The sequence below is a fragment of the Paenalicyclobacillus macrosporangiidus genome (genome assembly GCF_900116805.1).
Classification (GTDB): domain Bacteria; phylum Bacillota; class Bacilli; order Alicyclobacillales; family Alicyclobacillaceae; genus Alicyclobacillus_H; species Alicyclobacillus_H macrosporangiidus.
Window position 1 is genome coordinate 1 of sequence record NZ_FPBV01000014.1, and the last position, 17926, is coordinate 17926.

The 17926-nt window shown below is 65.6% G+C and carries 19 protein-coding genes and 1 riboswitch; of the genes, 9 read left to right on the forward strand and 10 right to left on the reverse strand.

Annotation, left to right across the window (positions count from 1 at the left end; genetic code table 11):
- Together BM357_RS11900 and BM357_RS11905 are read left to right on the forward strand one after the other, a co-directional pair.
- Positions 1–540, forward strand: a 540-nt coding sequence (locus BM357_RS11900; protein WP_281245593.1) for a TCP-1/cpn60 chaperonin family protein, incomplete at its 5' end; no start/stop codon positions are given.
- Between the two features lie 196 nt (positions 541–736).
- On the forward strand, positions 737–1174 hold the full coding sequence (locus BM357_RS11905) for an Hsp20/alpha crystallin family protein (protein ID WP_074953541.1): 438 nt from the start codon (positions 737–739) through the stop codon (positions 1172–1174).
- 126 nt (positions 1175–1300) lie between these two features.
- Here BM357_RS11905 and BM357_RS11910 read toward each other — a convergent pair whose 3' ends face one another.
- The 4 genes from BM357_RS11910 to BM357_RS11925 form a co-directional block, all read right to left on the reverse strand.
- Complete coding sequence (locus BM357_RS11910; protein ID WP_074953544.1) at positions 1301–2272, reverse strand: ATP-dependent DNA ligase; 972 nt, start codon at positions 2270–2272, stop codon at positions 1301–1303.
- Positions 2269–2844, reverse strand: a complete 576-nt coding sequence (locus tag BM357_RS11915; protein ID WP_245783975.1) for a DUF1003 domain-containing protein — start codon at positions 2842–2844, stop codon at positions 2269–2271. The genes BM357_RS11910 and BM357_RS11915 overlap by 4 nt, the downstream gene beginning before the upstream one ends.
- A gap of 45 nt (positions 2845–2889) precedes the next feature.
- Positions 2890–4227, reverse strand: a complete 1338-nt coding sequence (locus tag BM357_RS11920) for a cation:proton antiporter (protein ID WP_074953550.1) — start codon at positions 4225–4227, stop codon at positions 2890–2892.
- Positions 4228–4411: 184 nt separating this feature from the next.
- Positions 4412–4475: riboswitch (Fluoride riboswitch) on the reverse strand.
- Positions 4476–4607: 132 nt separating this feature from the next.
- Positions 4608–5177, reverse strand: coding sequence for a C40 family peptidase (locus BM357_RS11925; protein WP_245783976.1), 570 nt, complete (start codon positions 5175–5177; stop codon positions 4608–4610).
- A gap of 310 nt (positions 5178–5487) precedes the next feature.
- Here BM357_RS11925 and BM357_RS11930 point away from each other — a divergent pair, with 310 nt between their 5' ends.
- Together BM357_RS11930 and BM357_RS11935 are read left to right on the forward strand one after the other, a co-directional pair.
- On the forward strand, positions 5488–6348 hold the full coding sequence (locus BM357_RS11930) for a DUF421 domain-containing protein (RefSeq protein ID WP_074953553.1): 861 nt from the start codon (positions 5488–5490) through the stop codon (positions 6346–6348).
- 87 nt (positions 6349–6435) lie between these two features.
- Positions 6436–7329, forward strand: a complete 894-nt coding sequence (locus BM357_RS11935) for an EamA family transporter (protein WP_074953556.1) — start codon at positions 6436–6438, stop codon at positions 7327–7329.
- Here BM357_RS11935 and BM357_RS11940 read toward each other — a convergent pair.
- From BM357_RS11940 to BM357_RS11960, 5 genes are all read right to left on the reverse strand, one after another.
- On the reverse strand, positions 7237–8217 hold the full coding sequence (locus BM357_RS11940; RefSeq protein WP_074953560.1) for a DMT family transporter: 981 nt from the start codon (positions 8215–8217) through the stop codon (positions 7237–7239). The genes BM357_RS11935 and BM357_RS11940 overlap by 93 nt on opposite strands.
- Positions 8218–8369: 152 nt before the next feature.
- Entirely contained in the window at positions 8370–8789 is a 420-nt protein-coding gene (locus tag BM357_RS11945; protein WP_074953563.1) for a FixH family protein, read from the reverse strand.
- Between the two features lie 11 nt (positions 8790–8800).
- On the reverse strand, positions 8801–9421 hold the full coding sequence (locus tag BM357_RS11950; protein WP_175511516.1) for an SCO family protein: 621 nt from the start codon (positions 9419–9421) through the stop codon (positions 8801–8803).
- A 57-nt stretch (positions 9422–9478) separates the two neighbouring features.
- Positions 9479–10159: a YcnI family copper-binding membrane protein gene (locus BM357_RS11955; RefSeq protein WP_074953571.1), complete on the reverse strand. Its 681-nt coding sequence runs from the start codon at positions 10157–10159 to the stop codon at positions 9479–9481.
- Between the two features lie 21 nt (positions 10160–10180).
- The gene (locus tag BM357_RS11960) at positions 10181–11842 is read right to left on the reverse strand and encodes a copper resistance protein CopC (RefSeq protein ID WP_074953575.1); all 1662 of its coding nucleotides are present in this window, start codon (positions 11840–11842) and stop codon (positions 10181–10183) included.
- Between the two features lie 232 nt (positions 11843–12074).
- Between BM357_RS11960 and BM357_RS11965 the strand changes: the two genes are divergently transcribed.
- Positions 12075–12908, forward strand: coding sequence for a sensor histidine kinase (locus BM357_RS11965; protein ID WP_074953578.1), 834 nt, complete (start codon positions 12075–12077; stop codon positions 12906–12908).
- An 82-nt stretch (positions 12909–12990) separates the two neighbouring features.
- Here the strand turns inward: BM357_RS11965 and BM357_RS11970 are convergent, their stop codons facing one another.
- Positions 12991–13698, reverse strand: coding sequence for a response regulator (locus tag BM357_RS11970; protein ID WP_074953581.1), 708 nt, complete (start codon positions 13696–13698; stop codon positions 12991–12993).
- 199 nt (positions 13699–13897) lie between these two features.
- Here BM357_RS11970 and BM357_RS11975 point away from each other — a divergent pair, with 199 nt between their 5' ends.
- The 4 genes from BM357_RS11975 to BM357_RS11990 all read left to right on the forward strand — a co-directional run bounded on the left by BM357_RS11975 (position 13898) and on the right by BM357_RS11990 (position 17772).
- On the forward strand, positions 13898–14836 hold the full coding sequence (locus BM357_RS11975; RefSeq protein WP_074953584.1) for a manganese-dependent inorganic pyrophosphatase: 939 nt from the start codon (positions 13898–13900) through the stop codon (positions 14834–14836).
- Positions 14837–14981: 145 nt separating this feature from the next.
- The gene (locus tag BM357_RS11980) at positions 14982–15299 is read left to right on the forward strand and encodes a metal-sensitive transcriptional regulator (RefSeq protein ID WP_425426545.1); all 318 of its coding nucleotides are present in this window, start codon (positions 14982–14984) and stop codon (positions 15297–15299) included.
- A 21-nt stretch (positions 15300–15320) separates the two neighbouring features.
- Positions 15321–17504 carry a heavy metal translocating P-type ATPase gene (locus tag BM357_RS11985; RefSeq protein ID WP_083430465.1) on the forward strand — a complete coding sequence of 728 codons (2184 nt, stop codon included), beginning with the start codon at positions 15321–15323 and terminating at the stop codon, positions 17502–17504.
- A gap of 61 nt (positions 17505–17565) precedes the next feature.
- A complete protein-coding gene (locus BM357_RS11990) occupies positions 17566–17772 on the forward strand; it encodes a heavy-metal-associated domain-containing protein (protein WP_074953587.1) in 207 nt (68 codons plus the stop codon).
- The last annotated feature ends 154 nt before the right edge of the window (positions 17773–17926 follow it).

Sequence of the window (17926 nt, forward strand, 5' to 3'; positions counted from 1 at the left end):
CGCGAGAAGCTGCAGGAGCGGCTGGCGAAGCTGGCGGGCGGCGTGGCGGTCATCAAGGTCGGCGCTGCGACGGAGACGGAGCTGAAGGAGAAGAAGCTGCGCATCGAGGACGCGCTGAACGCGACCCGTGCGGCGGTCGAGGAGGGCCTGGTGCCAGGCGGCGGCACGGCGCTGGTCAACATCATCCCGGCGCTGGACAAGGTGCAGGCGACGGGCGACGAGCTGACGGGCGTCAACCTGGTGCGCAAGGCGCTCGAGGCGCCGGTGCGGCAGATCGCCGAGAACGCGGGCGTCGAGGGCTCGGTCATCGTGGAGCGCCTAAAAAAGGAGCCGGTGGGCCAGGGCTTCAACGCGGCGACCGGCGAGTGGGTGGACATGATCAAGGCCGGTATCGTGGACCCGGCGAAGGTGACCCGCTCGGCGCTGCAGAACGCGGCCAGCGTGGCGGCGATGTTCCTGACCACGGAGGCGGTCGTCGCCGACAAGCCGGAGAAGGAAAAGGCACCTGCCGGCGGCGGCATGGGCGACATGGACATGTGAAACAACGTCCATCATCCACCGCGGCGAGGCGGCCGGACCCGTGGGTCCGGCCGCCGCTTTTTTTTTCCAAGCCCCCCTGCTAGCCAGCACCCGCACCGCACGCCGGTCCCCGTGCCCTTCCGCGGCCGCCGTGACATAATCTCCGCCCGGCAGCGCATCCTAAAGCGCGCAGACATCCACGGGAGGAGGTTGTGCCATGCCACTCATTCCGTATGATCCGCTGGGGATCTTCCGACGCGAGAACGGCCTGCCGTCGTGGCCGGCGCTCGGCCAACTGTTCGACAGCGACTGGTTGCGCTTCGGCAACGTGCCGCGCGTCGATGTGCGTGAGACGCCGTCCGACGTCATCGTGACGGCCGAAATCCCCGGCCTGGAGCGCAAAGAGGACGTCCATATCGTCATCCACGACCGTCATCTCCACCTGAGCGGCGAGGTCCATCGCACGTACGAGGAGAAGCGGGAGAACATCCATCGGGCCGAACGGTTCTACGGCCAATTCTCCCGCACGGTCCCGCTCCCCGCCGCCGTGGAGGAGGACCAGGCCAAGGCCACCTATCGAAACGGCGTCCTCGAGATCACCATCCCCAAGGCGAAGACCCAAATCGGCAAGCGGATTGACGTCGACTTTCACTGACCGGTCCGAAGGGGTCCCGCGGGCACACGGAGGCAGTGCCTCGGCCTCCTCCCGCTCGCACCCGCGTGCGCGGCCACAGGCCCCGGCGCGCAACGGGGCCTGCGGCCGTTTCGGTGCGTCCGGCGTCTATCGGGTGCCATCCGGCGGCATGGGGGCGTCTGGCGGCCACACGCATGCCGCGGCCGGTAGATCCAGCACCGCCTGCAGGACCGGCGTGCGCAGCGAGCGACCGGGCGTCCACGTGCTGTACGTGACCCGCACGGTGATGTCCGGCCGTACCCATTGCGCGCCTCGGGATCGCCCGGGACGGCGGAAAAACGGCGCCTCCGGGACGCGCAAGGGGCCCAGCACGTCCGCCAAAGCGCGCCACTCCGCCGACGGCAGGCGACCGCTGCCGGTGTGTCCGACGTACCACAGGCGCCCGGCCCTGTCGTACACACCGAGCAGCACCGCGCCCATGCCGCCGTCCTCGCCGATGGTGTAGCCGCCGATCACCGCATTCAGGTCGTGCACGTGTTTGACCTTGAGCCAATCCCCCCGCTTCTCTCCCACCCGGTAAGGGGCGTCCCGGCGCTTGCACACGATGCCCTCGAGCCCGAGCACCCGCGTGCGTTCGAAGAGCTCGGCGCCGTCCGCGTGATCGTCCACGCAACGCACATGAGCGGTGGGCCGGATCACCCGGCGCAACAGCGCCAACCGCTGTTCCAACGGCCACGCCGTCACCCAGGCCCCGTCGCAGTAGAGGATGTCGAACACCATGTAAAACACCGGGACCGCGCGCTGCAACGCCGCCACCCGTTCTCGCCGCCGAACCCCGTCCCGGCGCATGACCTCGTGAAAATCCGGCTTGCCGTCCAGGCCGAGGGCGACGACCTCCCCGTCGAGGATCACCGACGACGCCGTGCAATACGCCTCCGCATCGAGCAATTCCGGGTAGTGCCAAGTCCGATCCCGCCGGTGCCGGTTGTACAGCCGCACGCCCCCGTCATCCCGGTATACCAACACGCGCACGCCGTCCCATTTCACCTGCGCGATCCACTCCGCCCCGGCCGGCGGCCGGTCCGCCGCCTTCGGTTCCATCGGCGTCACCGGCTTCATCTCGCATCCAACCGGTTTTTGATGACGCGCAGCAGCAACTCCAGCTCGAACAGCCGCCCCTCGATCCGGTGCAGGTGGCTCTGCATGTCGTCAATCTCCTGCTCGGCCTTGTAGTTGATGGCGAAGTCGATGACAGACTCGTGCTTGTCGCGGGCGGCCTGCCGGTTCTGGCTCATCATGATGACGGGCGCCTGAAAGGCGGCGATGAACGACAGGATCAGGTTGAGCAAAATGAACGGGGGCTCGTCGAAATGCGGCAGGAAACGGACCGTGTTCCAGCTCATCCACAGGGCCAAAAAGGCGGCGAAGCACACGATGAAGGTCCAACTCCCGCCGAAGCGCGCGATGCGGTCGGCCAGCCGGTCGGCCCAACGGGTCTTGCGGTGATACTCCTCGTCCAGGTGGGCCATGATGCGGCGCTCGTACAGGTCGACCAAGCGGTCGATGCGCTTGGCGTCGTCCTCGTTGATGGGGATGTCGAATCCCTCCAGGGTCGGCGCACCCGTCATCCACAGCTCCTGTGGTTTGATGTGGTACCGTTTTCTGCGCATCGCCGCCTCCCGCTTCCTCACCGATTCTCTCTCTTTAGCTTTCCCCTGCGCCGGTCCGGGCTTGCGTCAACGCTGCCCCGTCTCCAACCCCGGCACCCAGTCCGTCGGCTCCGGGGTCGCACGCTGGATGACGAGGTGCTCGTCGCCTGGCATCAGCCGCTCCCCGCGCCGAATGACCCACCGGAGCCAAGATCCGGCCATCCACGAGGTCACCAACGCCAGCATCACCAGGATGGCGAAGAAATTCTGGTTGATGATCCCGAGGGAATAGGCGACCGTCGAGAGGACGATGCCGGGCCCTCCGCGCGCGTTCATCGCCGCGGCGAGATTGAGGCTCGTCAATCGATCACACCGGATCGCCCGGCAGGTGCCGTACACCACCAGAGTCTGTGTCGCCGTGGCGAACAGGACGTACAGCAGGAAGAATCCCACGCTGAACTGGTGCGCCAAGTCCAACTGCAGACCGACGACCGCAAAGTACAGCGGGATGAACAGAGAGAACGAAAGGTCGCGCGTGCTCGCCTCCACCCGCTCCCGCAGCCGCTCTGGCAGGGTGAGTTTCGTCGCCACGCCGGCGAGCAGCGCCCCGTACATCACGTCGACCTTCAGATACCCCGCGATGTCGGAAATCAACAGGAGGATGAGCAGGAAGTAGCCGAGGAAAGACGCCCGGAACAGGACGTTGACCCGCCGGGACGTCACACGGCGCAGCATCCAGGGCAGCGCCACCGTGCAGGCCGCGAGAAAGCCGAATGTGACACCGAGGCTCTTGAGCAGGACGCCCGCATCCACCTGGCCGTGGCTGCTGACCAGGCTCGAGGCCACCGCCAAGGCCACCCAGAGGAGGATGTCATGCACCACCGCCACGGCCACAATCACCTTGGCAAACCGCGAGTGCAGGATCCCGAGGTCCGCGAAGATCTTGGAGATGACCGGGATGGACGTGACCGCAATGGAGATGGCGATCACGATCTTCAACGCGGTGAGCTGATTCGCAGGACCGAGGAATGGCGCGGGGTCCCAGACCATCGTCAGCAACCAGCCCGCGAGGAAGGGCAGGACGGTCGACGCCGCGATGATCGCCGCGCCAATCCGGAGGTCGGACGCCTCGAAGCGCGCCTGAAACTTGAGGCCCGAGTGAAACATGAGCAGCATCAACCCGAGTTGCGACAGGAACCCGAATAAGCTCCCCTCCGATGAAAACCCCAGAAACAACGCGTGAAACGCGTTTGGAAACCACATGCCGAGCACGGTGGGTCCCAGCAGAAGACCCGCTGACACTTCTCCGATGACGCGCGGAATGGCCAGGCGTTCGGCGATGTAACCGAGCACATGAGCGGCCGCCAGCAGGGCGGCCACGGCGAACAGAAAGCGGACCAGATCGGCTCCCGCCAAACTGAACACGACAGACCCCTCCTCTTGCATCTCCCCGCCTCACGGGACGGTGAGATACCGTATGAGGGGCGCCAACGTGTGTCCAAGGCGGACATCCCGGGTGGACAAATCCCTACCGCGATTTGGACGCAAGATCGGGCGGGACGCACGGTGCCTGCGTCTGTACGCAAAAACGGCTCCTGTGCCATCCATCAGATGCACAGGAGCCATCATCCTCAATGGGCATTTATACGGTGAGCTCCATCACCGGATTCGATTGTCTGCTCCAGCATATCGCAGGCAGACCCGGCGCGCGACGGACAGCCGCCCAACGTTTGCATGCGGAACGAAAACCAAGATCCCGCGCGGAACGCGCCAAAGGGTCTCCTTCTTCCGTGCATGCGTCCCCGTCAGAACATCCGCTTGACGGCGGTGATGTGCTTGCCCCAGTAGGAGTTCGGCGTGACGGGCAGGTATCCGACCTTGCCCAGGCCGCCGCCTTCCTGGATCATGCGGCCGTTGCCCGCATAGATGCCGACGTGCGATCCGTTGTTGAAGATGAGGAGATCGCCGGGCTGCATCTGGGACACGGGCACCGTCCAGCCCACCGACTTCGCCTGCGTGCGGGACGCGGTGCTCATCTTGTATCCGAGCGCGTGATGATACACGTACGACGTGAAGTTCGAGCAGTCAAATCCGTACTGTCCGCGATCCTCATTGTGACCCCACACGTACGGCGTCCCCAACTTGCTTTGGGCCACCTTCAGGACCGCGTTGACCTTCGCCTGCCGGGAAGCGGACGGCTTCGCCAACGGGTGCACGGAGGCATCGTAGGTGACGCCCGGTGGCAGAGACGCGCTGTGCGTGACGGCCACGCTCGAGCCCGTCGAAGCGGACGCCACCGGTGCAGCGATGGGTGCCAGCGTTGCGAAAACCAGTGCGGCCGATGCGACAAGCCTGCGCATTCCTGTTGCGGTCATTTCGATTCCTCCCTACGCCTCCGGGGCGCGTTGACGGGTTGGAGCCAGAGACCGCTCCAGCCTTGCGGCATTCCCCTCAAAGAACGCAGGTCCCCGTGCCGGACGTCCGTCCGGATTCGGCCGAAGTAGGGCGTCCGTCCCCAGCGGACGGGCGCGTATACAAAAGCCTAACATGGGAGCGGAAAGAAGAAAATACAAAACTTGTGGTTCTGTTGGCGCGAAATGCTATATCATGAGACCCCATGAATAGGATCACCCGCGCACGGCCATACTCTCGGGGTGTGATCCTGTCAGGGAACGGAGTGTCTCCATGCCCACGACGCACGAAGTGTTGTACCAGTCCGTGATCGCCTTCATCGTGCTGTTTGTGGTCGCGCGCGTATTGGGCAAACGTCAGGTGGCGCAGTTGAGCTTTTTCGATTACATCGTCGGCATCACCATCGGCAACATCGCCGCCAGTTGGTCGCTGGACCAAGTGAAGACGCGCCACGCCGTGGTGAGCCTGTTGCTGTGGTGCGGGCTGTCCTTATTGATTGCCCTGTTGCAGAGAAAATCCTACCGGGCGCGGGTGTTCTTGGACGGTCGCCCGACCGTGGTCATTCAACGGGGGAAGATTCTGGAGCGCAACCTGAAAGCGTGCAACCTGTCCATCGAAGAGCTCATGCAGATGCTGCGGGAGAAAGATGTTTTCAAGGTCTCGGATGTGGAATACGCCATCTTGGAGATGAACGGAAAGCTCAGTGTGATGAAAAAGTCGGAGGTCCAGCCGCTGACGCCGAAAGACACCGGGACCGCCATCACCCCGGAACACGAACCGCGGTTGGTCATCATCGACGGGCACGTCATGGAACGGTCCCTGCGGGACGCGGGTTTTACCCGCGAATGGCTGTTGGAGGAGGTGCGCAAACTGGGCGCGCAAGACTTTCGTGACGTGTTTCTCGCCCAGGTGGATTCCAATGGCCGGGTCTATGCGGACCTGTACCAGGATCATCCGCCGCGCCCGGAGCCGAAGCCGAAGGCCATGGTCGCGGCCAATCTGAAAAAGATCCAGGCCGACCTGGAGATGTTCGCGATGGAGACCCGCAACGAGGAAGCGAAACAGACGTACACCCAGATGGCCCAACAGGTGAAAGCGCTGCTCGACCGGGCGGCCCCCCACCTGAAAGATTGAAGCGGCTTTCGATTTCGGTCATGCGCGCCGGGCTGTGGACATACATTTTGATGGGGATTGTCCCATCCCGGTGAAGGAGACCTGCGTATGACTGGAGTCGTGCCGGCCCTCCTGTGCGCGGTGTGCTATTCTCTCTCTTACGTCCTGTTGCACCGCGGGCAGGCGGACCTCGACAGCGATGACAACGGACTGCTGCCTATCCTGGTCGTCGGAAGCCTGATACTGGGCGTCGCCACCCTGGTGAAGATGGCGCACGAGGCGGACGCCAGCCTGCTGTCTTCCCCCCGCGCGTGGATGGGGTACGGCCTGTGCGCCCTCGGCGGCATCGTGGGCACGATGCTCGGACGGATGTCGTTGTACGGCGCCATCCGGGTGCTCGGCGCCACACGCGGCGTCGTGATTGCCACCCTCGAGACGATGGTCACGTTGGTGCTGGCCGCCCTCTTCCTGCAGGAATCGTTGGACGGCGAGCGCCTCGCGGGCGTGGCGCTGATTTTCGCCAGCATCGGGGTGCTCCTGTGGGAACGCCAACGCCACCCGCAGCGTGCGCTCCTGACGCTCGGGGTATCCCTTGGCGTCGCCGCCGCCCTGTTCAAGGGCAGCGGCCACTTCCTGCGGAAACTTGGAATGAACCAAGGACTGGATCCCACCCTGGCGGCCGCCCTGGACGTGACAGCGGCTTGCCTGAGCTACCTCGCCGTCCTCGCAGCATCCGGACGCCTCAGTTCGTACATCCGCGTGTACACGCGCACGTTCAACGTCTATCTGTGGTCCGCAGGCTGCCTGTCCGCCGCCGGCGTGCTGTTGTTCTTCGTCGCCGCAGCCACCTCGCCCCTCTCCACCGTCGCCGTGATGGTGGGCCTGGAGCCGGTGTTGGTCGCCCTGTTCTCAATCGTGCTGTTGCGCGGGCTGGATCGCCTCACCTGGTGGACCGCCCTGTACGCCGCGCTCGCGACCGCCGGTGTGATGCTGGCCAAGTGATACCAGCGCCACGCCGGCGGTGATCAAGGTGGCGCCCGCCAGGAAGGACAGGCCCACCCGCTCTCCGAGGCACCACCACCCCAACAACGCGCCCGTCAACGGTTGAAAGAAAAAATACAGTCCGCCCGTTCCGGCGTCCACCCGTTGCAAACCGTAGTTCCACAAGAAGAACGCGATGGCGGTGGAGATCACGCCGATGTACAGGATGCCCAGTACAAGGCCCGGGCGCGTGAGCGCGGCCCACGAAACGCCTCTCCCCTGCCAGATGGCCGCCGGTGTCATCACCACCCAGGCGGCGAGCATCGCGTGGGCCGTGATGACCCAAGAGGGGTATTGCGGCGGCACCCGCTTCACCAGGACGGACATCAACGCCCACGTCAGGGCCGCCAGGACCAGGACCCATCCGCCCAGCCGCGCTCCGGCGTCCAGGCCGCCGAGCCCGATGATCATCCACACGCCGGCCGTGGCGAGGACCACGGACAGACCCTTTCGCCAAGTGACGGGTTCTCCGAGCACCATCCTGCCGAAGATCACCATGAAAGCCGGAGTGGTCGACGTGATGACCGCGCCCATCTGCGCCGTGGACCAGTACGTCCCGACGAACTGGGCGGAGATGGACAGCGCATACCCCACCAAGCCGACCACCGCCATCCGCGTCCAGTCCCGCCACGGAACCCGCATGGGCAGGCGCATCGCCCATCCCGCGCCGAACAGCACGCACACCGCAATCGCGTAACGGATCCACACCAACGCGAAAGGCGGCACCGCATCCAGTACCACTTTGCTGACCACGTACAAGCCGCCCCAAATACTGGCGGCCAACGCCAGAGACAACGGGCCGGCCCAACCGCCGCCGAACCGCTGGGCCACCGTCACCTGTCCTGCCACGCCCCGCCCCCCTTCCCGCAGCCACTGCCCTGTTCACCCTGATGCTAACCGGCCACCGGAGGGCGGTCAATTCCTTCCGAGACGATCAACGTCGGGTCCGCCGTGGCGGTTTGGCGGGGTGCGGCAGGTCTGGAGAACGGCGGCTCATCCGTCTATCGGTTGATCTGAACGGACTGCGGGGCGGTCATGACCATGTTTCCGTGATCGATCACGTGGTACATCACCCAGTACTTTCCGGGCGCCGGAAACGTGTACGAAGCGGAATACACCCCGTCGCCGGTGCGCTTGGCATGCATCAGGTCGTGCTGTGCATCCGGCTTGTCCGGCCAAACCTCGAACATCACGTCGTCCAGTTGGTTGACGGGAGATCCATTCCGGGTCACGCGCACCTGCAAGAGCAGGGGGGTCCCCGCCTTCGCCTGCGCGGGGACGGTCATCTGCACCGTGGGCAGCGGTGTCTGCGCCGCCGGCTGAGGCGGGGACGGTTGGGTGGCCTGTCCGCAACCGCACACCAAGCCGCCACCGCCCAACAAGGCCAGTCCCATCAACAGGGCGGCACCTTTTCGAACCATGCCAAACCTCCTCACAGCCAATGCCAACGCGCGATGAGGCTGTGGATGTCCTGCTCCATCTTCTTCGGGTCCGGATTGTCCCCGAGGTAGGTGGCGCGGATGTTCCCGTTCTGGTCGATGAGCTCTGTGACCAGCGTGTGGGAAATGTATACGGAATTGGGCACCTGCTGCTTGTAGATCCCCCAGGCTTTCAGAATGGCGGGCAATTGCTGGGGATCCGGACGCAGGAAATACCACCCGCCGTAGTCCGGCTGATAGTGGGACGACCAGTCCTTGATGACCTGCAGGGTGTCGTGTTCCGGGTCCAGGGTCACCGAGACGATGGCGACCTGGGTCCCGAACAGCCCCTGTTGCTTGAGGTCATTCTGGACCTGCTCCAACCGGTACGCCGTCAGCGGGCAGGGCCCCGGGCAGTGCGTGTAGAAAAACGTCACCAGCCGGATCTTGCCGTCCAGGCTGCTGAACCGGACCGGTTTTCCATCCAGATTGGTCGCCGTGAAATCGGACGCCTGTCCCGTCACCGGCAGAGCGCCGCCCCCCGCCCGGACCATGTAGCCGATGGCCCCCGCGATGGCAAACACCAGAACGGCGACGAACGCGTAGAACACCATCCTGCCCGCCCGAGTCCGCACACCATCACCCCGCATTCACCAGGTTGGCCGGCCGCGCGCCGCCGTCCCGCCCGAGCTTCACCGATTCGTCCGGCGGCTGAGCCACGCGGTGCCCAAGGAGATGACCGAAAGCACCAGGGCGATGACGGAGACGATCCCGGGCCATCCCGGCGCGCGCGACTCCGCCGTACCGGAGGCCGGCGCGGCCGGTGCCGCCGTGTTCGTGCCCGCCGCCGGAGCCCCCGTCGTATTCGCCGTCCCAGCCGGTTGTGTGCCAGCAGGCGCCGCCGCGAGGATGTCCGTCACGGAGTGCGGCGTATCGGCCCCCGGTTGTCCCGTCCATTCCACGATGCTGCCGTCCTTGTAATACTGGTAGGCGTCCCAGGCGACGCTGCCCGCCTGCTTCGGGTTCTGGCCGACGAACGAAAACTCCTGGAACTGCCCTGGCGCGATGCCGGCCCCCGTCGCGGTCCACGTCACACGGGTCACGCGGCCGGAGGCGTCCTTGTCCTCGCTGACCGTCCATCCGGGGACCGGTTCGTACTGCTCGAAGGTGACGCCGTCCGGCACCTTCAGGACCACCTTCACCGTCGGGACATCCTTCTCCGTCGGCACCCGCATGGTGTACTTCTCCCAAGCCCCCGTGGTGGATGTCTTCGGAGACACCGTGACATGCGCCCATACGGCCGGCGCGCCCAGCACCAGGGTGGCCGCCAACGCGCCCGCGGCCGACCAAACTGTCATTCTCTTTGTAAACATCATACCATCCTCCTCGCCTTCTCAAAATGCAGACGGATTGCCGGTGACGAACTCGTAATCCGCATCCCAGTTCGTCAAGTCCGCCGTCAACACGTGCAGATGCGCCCGCCACCTGCCGGCCATCGTCAGATACAACCCGTGTGCCCTGTACACGCCCCGGCCAGCGGGTTCCAGCCGGATGGTGTCGGTCCCCATATTCATCTCGAGGCTCGAGAGCGCGAGCGTGACCTGTTGCACGCCGGTCACCGGCTGGCCCGCCCCGTTCCGCAGCTCCACCTCAAACACATTGTCCCCGACCTCGTTCGGTTCGATCCGCAGCGTCGCCCGGACATCGTTGGAGATGGTCTGGGTCTGCACCACCGGCCCGGGCGCCGCGGCGGCCGGCGGCAGATTGGTCAACACCGAGGTGATGACCAACACCACCGCGCCCAATGCCAGCTCGGCCGCCAGCGTGCGTTGGATGCTCCGCCGCCGTCCCGCCGGTGCGCCGTGCGCGCGCACCCAATGGAAAGCGGCCAGGCCGAACATCAACAAGAACACGCCGAGTTTCACGAGCAACGTCTGACCGTAGCGGGTGTGGATCCAGGCGTATCCCGTCGGGATGTTGTCCAGAGCGGCGTACAGGCCGGTTGCGGCGAGCACGCAAACACTGGTGATGCCCCACGGCGCGAAGCGGCGCATCGTCTCCCAGTACAGTGCCATGCGCTCGTCCCGATCCGCGACGACCGGTTCCACCCGGGACAGCAACACGACCATGCCGAGCAGACTACCGATCCACAGTGTCGCGGCGGCAAGGTGAAAGGCATCCAGCGGGATCGACACCGCCGGAACGGTCGCGCCTGCGGCGTGTCCGCTGGCGCTCTTTGCCGCTATGCAGACGGCCGTGGCCAAGAGGGTGACCCACATCGCTCCACGGCGCCGTCCCGCCGCCCAGGCGGCCCACAGCACCGCCACCATCGCGGCGGCCCATCCCCACAGGGGACCAAACCGGGTCGCCGTCAACACCGGCCACCACACGCCGGGGGCGAGCGCCTGTCCCCACCCGACGCCGGCGTCCAGCCGGGCCTGCAAGGGCAGGTTGGCCAGCACCGCCACCGTCAACACGGCCAACCCGGCCAGACGAGCCCGTTGCACACGGGGCCACAGGGCATCCCGCAACCGGGCGGGCACGACCCGCCACCAGAACAGCAGCAGCCCCCCGGCGCCGGCCAGGCCCAGGTATTCTCCCCAGCGCACGGCCACCATGTCCGCCCCGGGCAAGTACGCCTGCCCCGTCACGGAGGCGTTCGACGCGGCCTGTCCCACGGAAAACGGCAGGGTGCCCGAGACCGGGTGGCCGTCTGCGGAGACCACCCGCCACCGCGCAGTGTACAGGCCCTGCCCCAATCCCGGGCGAAGGGAGACCAAGAGATGCTTCGGATCGTTGGCATCCACATGCGCGTCACCGCGGTCCACGCGCTGCCCCTGCTCGCCGGTCACCTGGAGGGCGTCGAACACCGCCTGAACCGGTTCATCGAACCAGATCTGCACGGTGGCCGGGGCGCTCGCCAACGCCGCATTCGGGGGCGGGTCGGCGTGAACGACGTAGGCGTGCGCGGACACGGTCGTCGGCCACGCGCACACCCACAGGATCGCCGCGAGGATCCGGATCCACCCGGCGATCCTGCCGCCCAACCTTCGCATGGCGTCCCCTCCCCTCACGCAATCCGAACGATTCCAGCTTACCCAATCTTGCATTGCGGAAATCTAGCTCACCCGGGCTATTTCTGTGGCAGGATTGCGTCCGGTCCCGGCGCCGCCCAGTACCGGTTTCCGTCCCGCGTGTCCAACGGACGCGACGGGGTGATTTGCATGACGATGCGCCGTGCGGGATAGTAGAGGAGGTAAAGTCGTTTGGGCGAAGGATGGGAGTTGTATGCCACTTCGGTATTACCGGGTCACCCTGGTCCTGGGCCCCGCCGGGATCGTCCTCGCCGCCGAGCTGGTCCGTCACCAGTTCGGCCTCCCGTACGTCTCCATGTCGAAAGGCAATTGGCTGATGGCGCTGCTCACCGCCGTCGTCATCGCCCTGTTCTCGCAGGGATTGTTCCGGCGTTTCGAAGCGGCCACCCAGTCGCTCGCCCGCGAGCGCGCAGCCCGGGCGGTGATGGAGGAACGGGAGCGGTTGGCGCGCGAGCTGCACGACCAGATTGCCCAGACGTTGTTCTCCATCGGGATCCAACTGGAAGCGCTGCGGCAAGCTTCTGCGGGTACGGACGCAGACAGGCCTGAGATCGAGGAGGCATGGCGCGAGATCCGGGTCGCGCTGCGGGAGGTGGATGACAACGTCCGCCAGGTGATCTTTCATCTGCGGCGGCCCTTGGACGACGGCCCGGACCTGCACAGCCGCCTGCGGGCCCTGCTCACCCAGGCGTTCTGGTCCCAAGACATCCGTTGGGAGGTCCGGATGGACCCTTCTGTTCGTCTGACGCCCGCCGAAGAGGTGCAGTTGTTCGGCATTGCCCAAGAGGCGATTGCCAATGTGAAGAAACACGCCGGGGCCACACGCGTGCGGGTCGCCCTGGAATCCAATCCGGCCGGTGGTTGGGCGTTCCGCGTGGAAGATGATGGACGAGGCTTTCAGCCCGGTGCCGGCGTCGGCCACTACGGCATTCAGATCATGGCCAGCCGGGCGAACGAGATCGGCGCGTGCCTGGAGATGGAACCCGCCGCGCCGGGAACCACCGTCCGCGTCGTCAAACCGGGGTGACGCGGCGGTGAGCCTGGTGGGCCGTCCCGTGGCCCGGGGCCGCCCTCACGACGACCGGCTATCGTTTCGGACGTGTGTCCGCCTATTCCCCCGAAGGCACCCGGTACGCCGCCAACTGCACGCGGTTGTGCAGGTGCAGCTTCGCAAGGATGTTCTTGATGTGGTTCTTGACGGTGTTCTCGGAGATGAAGAGGGCGTCAGCAATCTCCCGGTTGGTGGCGCCCGTACGCACCAGCCGGAGGACTTCCTGTTCCCGGGCCGTCAGCTTGTCCGCGCGGGCCGAATCCAGACGGCCGCCGAAGGGGCCCGTGCGCCCCGGGGTCCTTTCCTCTCCCCCTCCGGCGGCCCCATGGCCGTCCGAAGCCGCGGGCCGAAAGGAGGACCAAAGGCGCAGCGCCATCTCCCGCGGAAGCGGACCGTCCCCATCCATGACGCGCAACAGGTAGGCAATCCAGTCCTCCGGATGCATCCGTTTCACCAGGTACCCCTGCGCGCCGGCGCGAACCGCCTCGAACAGATCCGCCGGATCGTCGGATACGCTCAACACCACCACTGTGATGTCGGGCAGATCCCGTTTGATGCAGCGGGTCGCCTCCCATCCGTCCATGCCGGGCATGCGCAGGTCCATCAGCACCAAGTCGGGATGATGCAGCCGGGTCAGGCGGACGGCATCCATTCCGTTCGCCGCCTCCGCAACGACATGAAACCGGTCCTCCCGGGCCAACCAGGTGCACACGGCACGGCGCGCGCGATCATTGTCGTCTGCCACCAGGACTTTGTACCTGTCCATCGTACTCACCGCCCTCCAGCCGGACGTTCTCCTGCTATCTTAACGCAGCGCACCGGCAGGGTTCATCCTCCGCCAGGCCGGGTGAGAGGATGCGGGCTCTTTCTGCGGCGCGGTTCGCCGGTGGGGCCCGCGCTTGCAGCTCCCGCTTGTCTCTCCACTTTGGTATGATAGTGCCGGAAAGCGAATGAGGAGGATGACCGTGGACAAGGTACTGATCTTCGGACATCGGAACCCGGATACGGATTCCATCTGCTCCGCATTGGTCTATGCCGATCTGAAGACGAAACTCGGCGCCTCGGTGGAGCCCGTGCGCCTCGGCGAGCTGAACGCAGAGACCCGCTTTGTGCTGGATCACTTCGGGGTGCAACCGCCGCGGCTGGTGGACGGGGTCTCCGCAGAGGCCAAACAGGTGATCCTGGTGGATCACAACGAGCGCCAACAGAGCGCCCCCGACATCGAGCAGGTCCAGGTGGCCGAGGTGATTGACCACCACCGCATCGCCAACTTCGAGACCAGCCAACCGCTGTATTACCGGGCCGAGCCCGTCGGCTGCACCGCGACCATCCTGAACAAGCTGTACAAGGAGCACGGCGTCTCGGTCAGCAAGGAGATGGCGGGCCTGATGGTGTCGTCCATCATCTCCGACACCCTCTTGCTCAAGTCGCCCACCTGCACGGAGCAGGACGTCGCGGCCGCCCGCGAGTTGGCCGCCATCGCCGGGATCGATCTCGATTCGTACGGCTTGGCCATGCTCAAAGCGGGCGCGAACGTGCGCGACAAGTCCGTCGAGGAGCTGTTGACCCTCGATGCCAAGGAATTTCAGATGGGCGCCTACAAGGTCGAGATCGCACAGGTCAACACCGTCGATCCGAACGATGTCCTCGAGCGGCAGGCGGACGTGGAGGCGGCCATCCAACGCACCATCGACGCCAAGGGGCTGGATCTCTTCGTGTTCGTCATCACGGACATCCTGAACAACGACTCCGTGGCCATCGCGCTCGGCCGTGCAGCCAAGGCCGTCGAGATCGCCTACGGCGTCACCCTCGACCGCAACCGGGCCGTCCTGAAGGGCGTGGTCTCGCGCAAGAAGCAGGTCGTTCCGGTGCTGACGGACACGCTGGCCAACTACACGGCGTGATTCCCATTCCGCGGAAACCCGCAGAGATGTTCATCAAGAAACCCCGCAGCCCCGTACCCGCTGCGGGGTTTCTTGTCTGGTCCACGCGCATCGCAGCTTCGTCTGTTGACAAGGATACGGTACAGGGGTATGGTGTTTTCGAGCGATGAAAAAGGTGGGGATGGCGATGTGCGCCGATCACAAGGGGCATCCTTATACCGCGCACAAGGACGACCTGCTGCGCCGGCTGCGGCGCATTGAAGGGCAAGTGCGCGGCGTCCAGCGGATGATCGAGGACGACCGCTACTGTGTCGACATCTTGGTGCAGATTTCGGCCATCAAGAGCGCCCTGCACCAGGTGGGCCTGTCTGTGCTCGATGCCCACACCCGTGGTTGCGTGGCCGACGCGTTGGCGAACCGGCAGCAGGGCGAGGAGAAGATCGACGAATTGATGGATGTCATCCGCCAATTCACCCGGTCCTGAACGGCTGCGGGAGGTGAACCCATGGGTCAAGTGAAAGAGGTCACGCTGGCCATCGAGGGGATGACATGCGCTGCCTGCGCCGCCCGCATTGAGAAGGTCGTCGGCCGGCTGGACGCCGTTCGGTCGGTCCACGTCAACCTCGCTTCCGAGCGGGCGCACGTGACGTACGTCTCCGGCGGGATGGACGAGCAGGACCTCATCCGAGCCATTGAAAAGGCGGGATACGGCGCCACGCTGGCCACCGCGGCGGCGGACGAGGCGGAAACACAGCGCAAGCTTCAGGCGTACCGCACGGACCTGGCCAAGTTCTGGTTCTCCGCCCTTTTGACGCTGCCCCTCGTCGTGCAGATGGGGATGATGTTGTTTGGCGGACGCCCCTTTCTGCCGAACGGGATCGCGTGGCTGCTCGCCACCCCCGTGCAGTTTTACGCCGGCTGGCGCTTTTACAAAGGTGCGTACCACGCCCTCCGCGGCGGGGCCGCGAACATGGATGTGTTGGTGGCGCTCGGCACCAGCGTGGCCTATGTGTTCAGCGCCATTCGGACGGTCATGGGACGTCCCGACGTGTACTTTGACAGCTCGGCCACGGTGGTGACGCTCGTCTTTCTGGGCAAATTGCTCGAGACCCGCGCCAAGGCCAAGGCGAGCGCAGCCATCGCGTCCTTGGCCCAGCTCGGCGCCAAGTTCGCCCACGTGCTGCGGGAGGGCGTGGAGACCGACGTGCCCGTGGAGGCCCTGCGGGTCGGCGATCTCGTCCGGGTGCGTCCGGGTGAAAAGGTGCCGGCGGACGGCGTGATCGAAGAAGGCGTGACGTCGGTGGACGAGTCGTTTCTCTCAGGAGAATCGATGCCGGTCGCCAAACGGCCGGGCGATCCGGTCGTCGGCGCGTCCATCAACCAGACGAGCGCCTTTCTCATGCGGGTGACCAAGGTGGGCCGGGACACCGCCCTGGCGCAGGTCATCCGGCTGGTGGAGCAGGCGCAGGGGTCGAAGGCACCCGTGCAACGGCTTGCCGATACCCTTTCCGGCATCTTTGTCCCCGCCGTCCTCGGGGTGGCGGTGCTCACGCTGTTGGTGTGGGGCGGATTCGGCGCCTGGGCCCACGGCCTGCTCGCCGCTGTCGCGGTGCTGGTGGTGGCCTGTCCGTGCTCGCTGGGACTCGCCACACCGACCGCCATCATGGTCGGCACCGCCCTGGGGGCGGAGTCAGGCATCCTCATCAAGGGCGGCGAAAGCCTGGAACGGGCTCACCACGTCGACACGGTGGTATTCGACAAGACGGGGACGCTCACCCTCGGCAAGCCGATGGTCACCGACGTGTGGACGGTTGCGGGCGTGGCACGCGAACAGCTGCTCGCGGCTGCGGCGGCCCTGGAGGCGCAGAGCGAGCACCCGCTCGGCCTGGCGGTGGTTACGTACGCCAAGAAGCAAGGTGTGGACATCCCCGCCGCCTCCGGTGTGGAAGCGGTGCCCGGCCGGGGCGTCCAGGGCATGGTGAACGGTGCTGCGGTGCGGGTCGGGAATCGCACGTGGTTCCTGGAACAAGGCCTCACCGTCCCCGATCCCGTGTTGCCAGCGTTTGAGCAGGCCGGCAAGACGGCGGTGCTGGTGGCCCGGGAGGACGAGGTGTTGGGGGCGATCGCGATCGCCGACACCGTCAAACCAGACGCCGCCGGCACAGTGAAACAGTTGAGAGACATGGGCATTGAGGTGTGGATGATCACGGGAGACCAGGCGCGCACGGCGGAGGCGGTGGCCCGGCAGGTGGGGATCGACAACGTGATGGCGGGCGTCCTGCCGTCCGACAAAGCGGCCAAGGTGGAGGAGCTTCGCAGGCACGGGCGGGTGGTCGCCATGGTCGGGGACGGCATCAACGACGCACCCGCGCTGGCGGCGGCGGACATCGGGATCGCCATGGGCACGGGGACCGATGTGGCGCTGGAAGCGGCGGACATCGCCCTGATGCACGGGCGTACGCACGGCGTCGTGGAGGCCCTGCACCTGTCCAGAGCGACCCTGCGCAAGATCCGCCAGAACCTGTTCTGGGCGTTTTTCTACAACGTGCTCGGCATCCCCCTGGCTGCCTTGGGCCTGTTCAGCCCGGTCATCGCGGGCGCCGCCATGGCCCTCAGTTCCGTCAGCGTGGTGTCCAACAGCTTGTTGCTGCGCCGCCTGAAACTGGGACGAGAGGTGCTCGCGGTGTAACAGGGAGCAAATCTTCGCCACCGACGGTGCCTGACTTCAACCGAGAAGGAGGATGACTTTCATGGCGACCGAAACCATCATCGTCAAAGGCATGACCTGCAGCGGATGCGTGAACGCGGTCACAAGGGCCCTGAAGTCGGTGGACGGCGTTCAGGATGCCCATGTGGACCTCGAGGGTCAACAGGCGACCGTCACCTTCGACGAGTCAAAGACCAGCGTGGCCAAACTGAAAGCGGCCATTGAAGACGCCGGATACGACACCGAGTGAGCGGCAGGAGAAACCGGAACCCGCAAGGCCTCAGGCCTTGCGGGTTCTCTGTTTGCGGACAAACACACATTTCCCTGTCCATGGAACACTTGACCAAACCGCTGGATGAACCTGGTCATATGCTGGACGGGACTCAACCGAAAGGGGGACACTT

Coding starts and splice junctions, on each gene's coding strand:
- BM357_RS11990 (WP_074953587.1), top strand. CDS start 17,566: ATGGCGACCGAAACCATCATCGTCAAAGGCATGACCTGCAGCGGATGC.
- BM357_RS11905 (WP_074953541.1), top strand. CDS start 737: ATGCCACTCATTCCGTATGATCCGCTGGGGATCTTCCGACGCGAGAAC.
- BM357_RS11960 (WP_074953575.1), bottom strand. CDS start 11,842: ATGCGAAGGTTGGGCGGCAGGATCGCCGGGTGGATCCGGATCCTCGCG.
- BM357_RS11955 (WP_074953571.1), bottom strand. CDS start 10,159: ATGTTTACAAAGAGAATGACAGTTTGGTCGGCCGCGGGCGCGTTGGCG.
- BM357_RS11945 (WP_074953563.1), bottom strand. CDS start 8,789: ATGGTTCGAAAAGGTGCCGCCCTGTTGATGGGACTGGCCTTGTTGGGC.
- BM357_RS11925 (WP_245783976.1), bottom strand. CDS start 5,177: ATGACCGCAACAGGAATGCGCAGGCTTGTCGCATCGGCCGCACTGGTT.
- BM357_RS11965 (WP_074953578.1), top strand. CDS start 12,075: ATGCCACTTCGGTATTACCGGGTCACCCTGGTCCTGGGCCCCGCCGGG.
- BM357_RS11980 (WP_425426545.1), top strand. CDS start 14,982: ATGAAAAAGGTGGGGATGGCGATGTGCGCCGATCACAAGGGGCATCCT.
- BM357_RS11985 (WP_083430465.1), top strand. CDS start 15,321: ATGGGTCAAGTGAAAGAGGTCACGCTGGCCATCGAGGGGATGACATGC.
- BM357_RS11935 (WP_074953556.1), top strand. CDS start 6,436: ATGACTGGAGTCGTGCCGGCCCTCCTGTGCGCGGTGTGCTATTCTCTC.
- BM357_RS11970 (WP_074953581.1), bottom strand. CDS start 13,698: ATGGACAGGTACAAAGTCCTGGTGGCAGACGACAATGATCGCGCGCGC.
- BM357_RS11930 (WP_074953553.1), top strand. CDS start 5,488: ATGCCCACGACGCACGAAGTGTTGTACCAGTCCGTGATCGCCTTCATC.
- BM357_RS11910 (WP_074953544.1), bottom strand. CDS start 2,272: ATGAAGCCGGTGACGCCGATGGAACCGAAGGCGGCGGACCGGCCGCCG.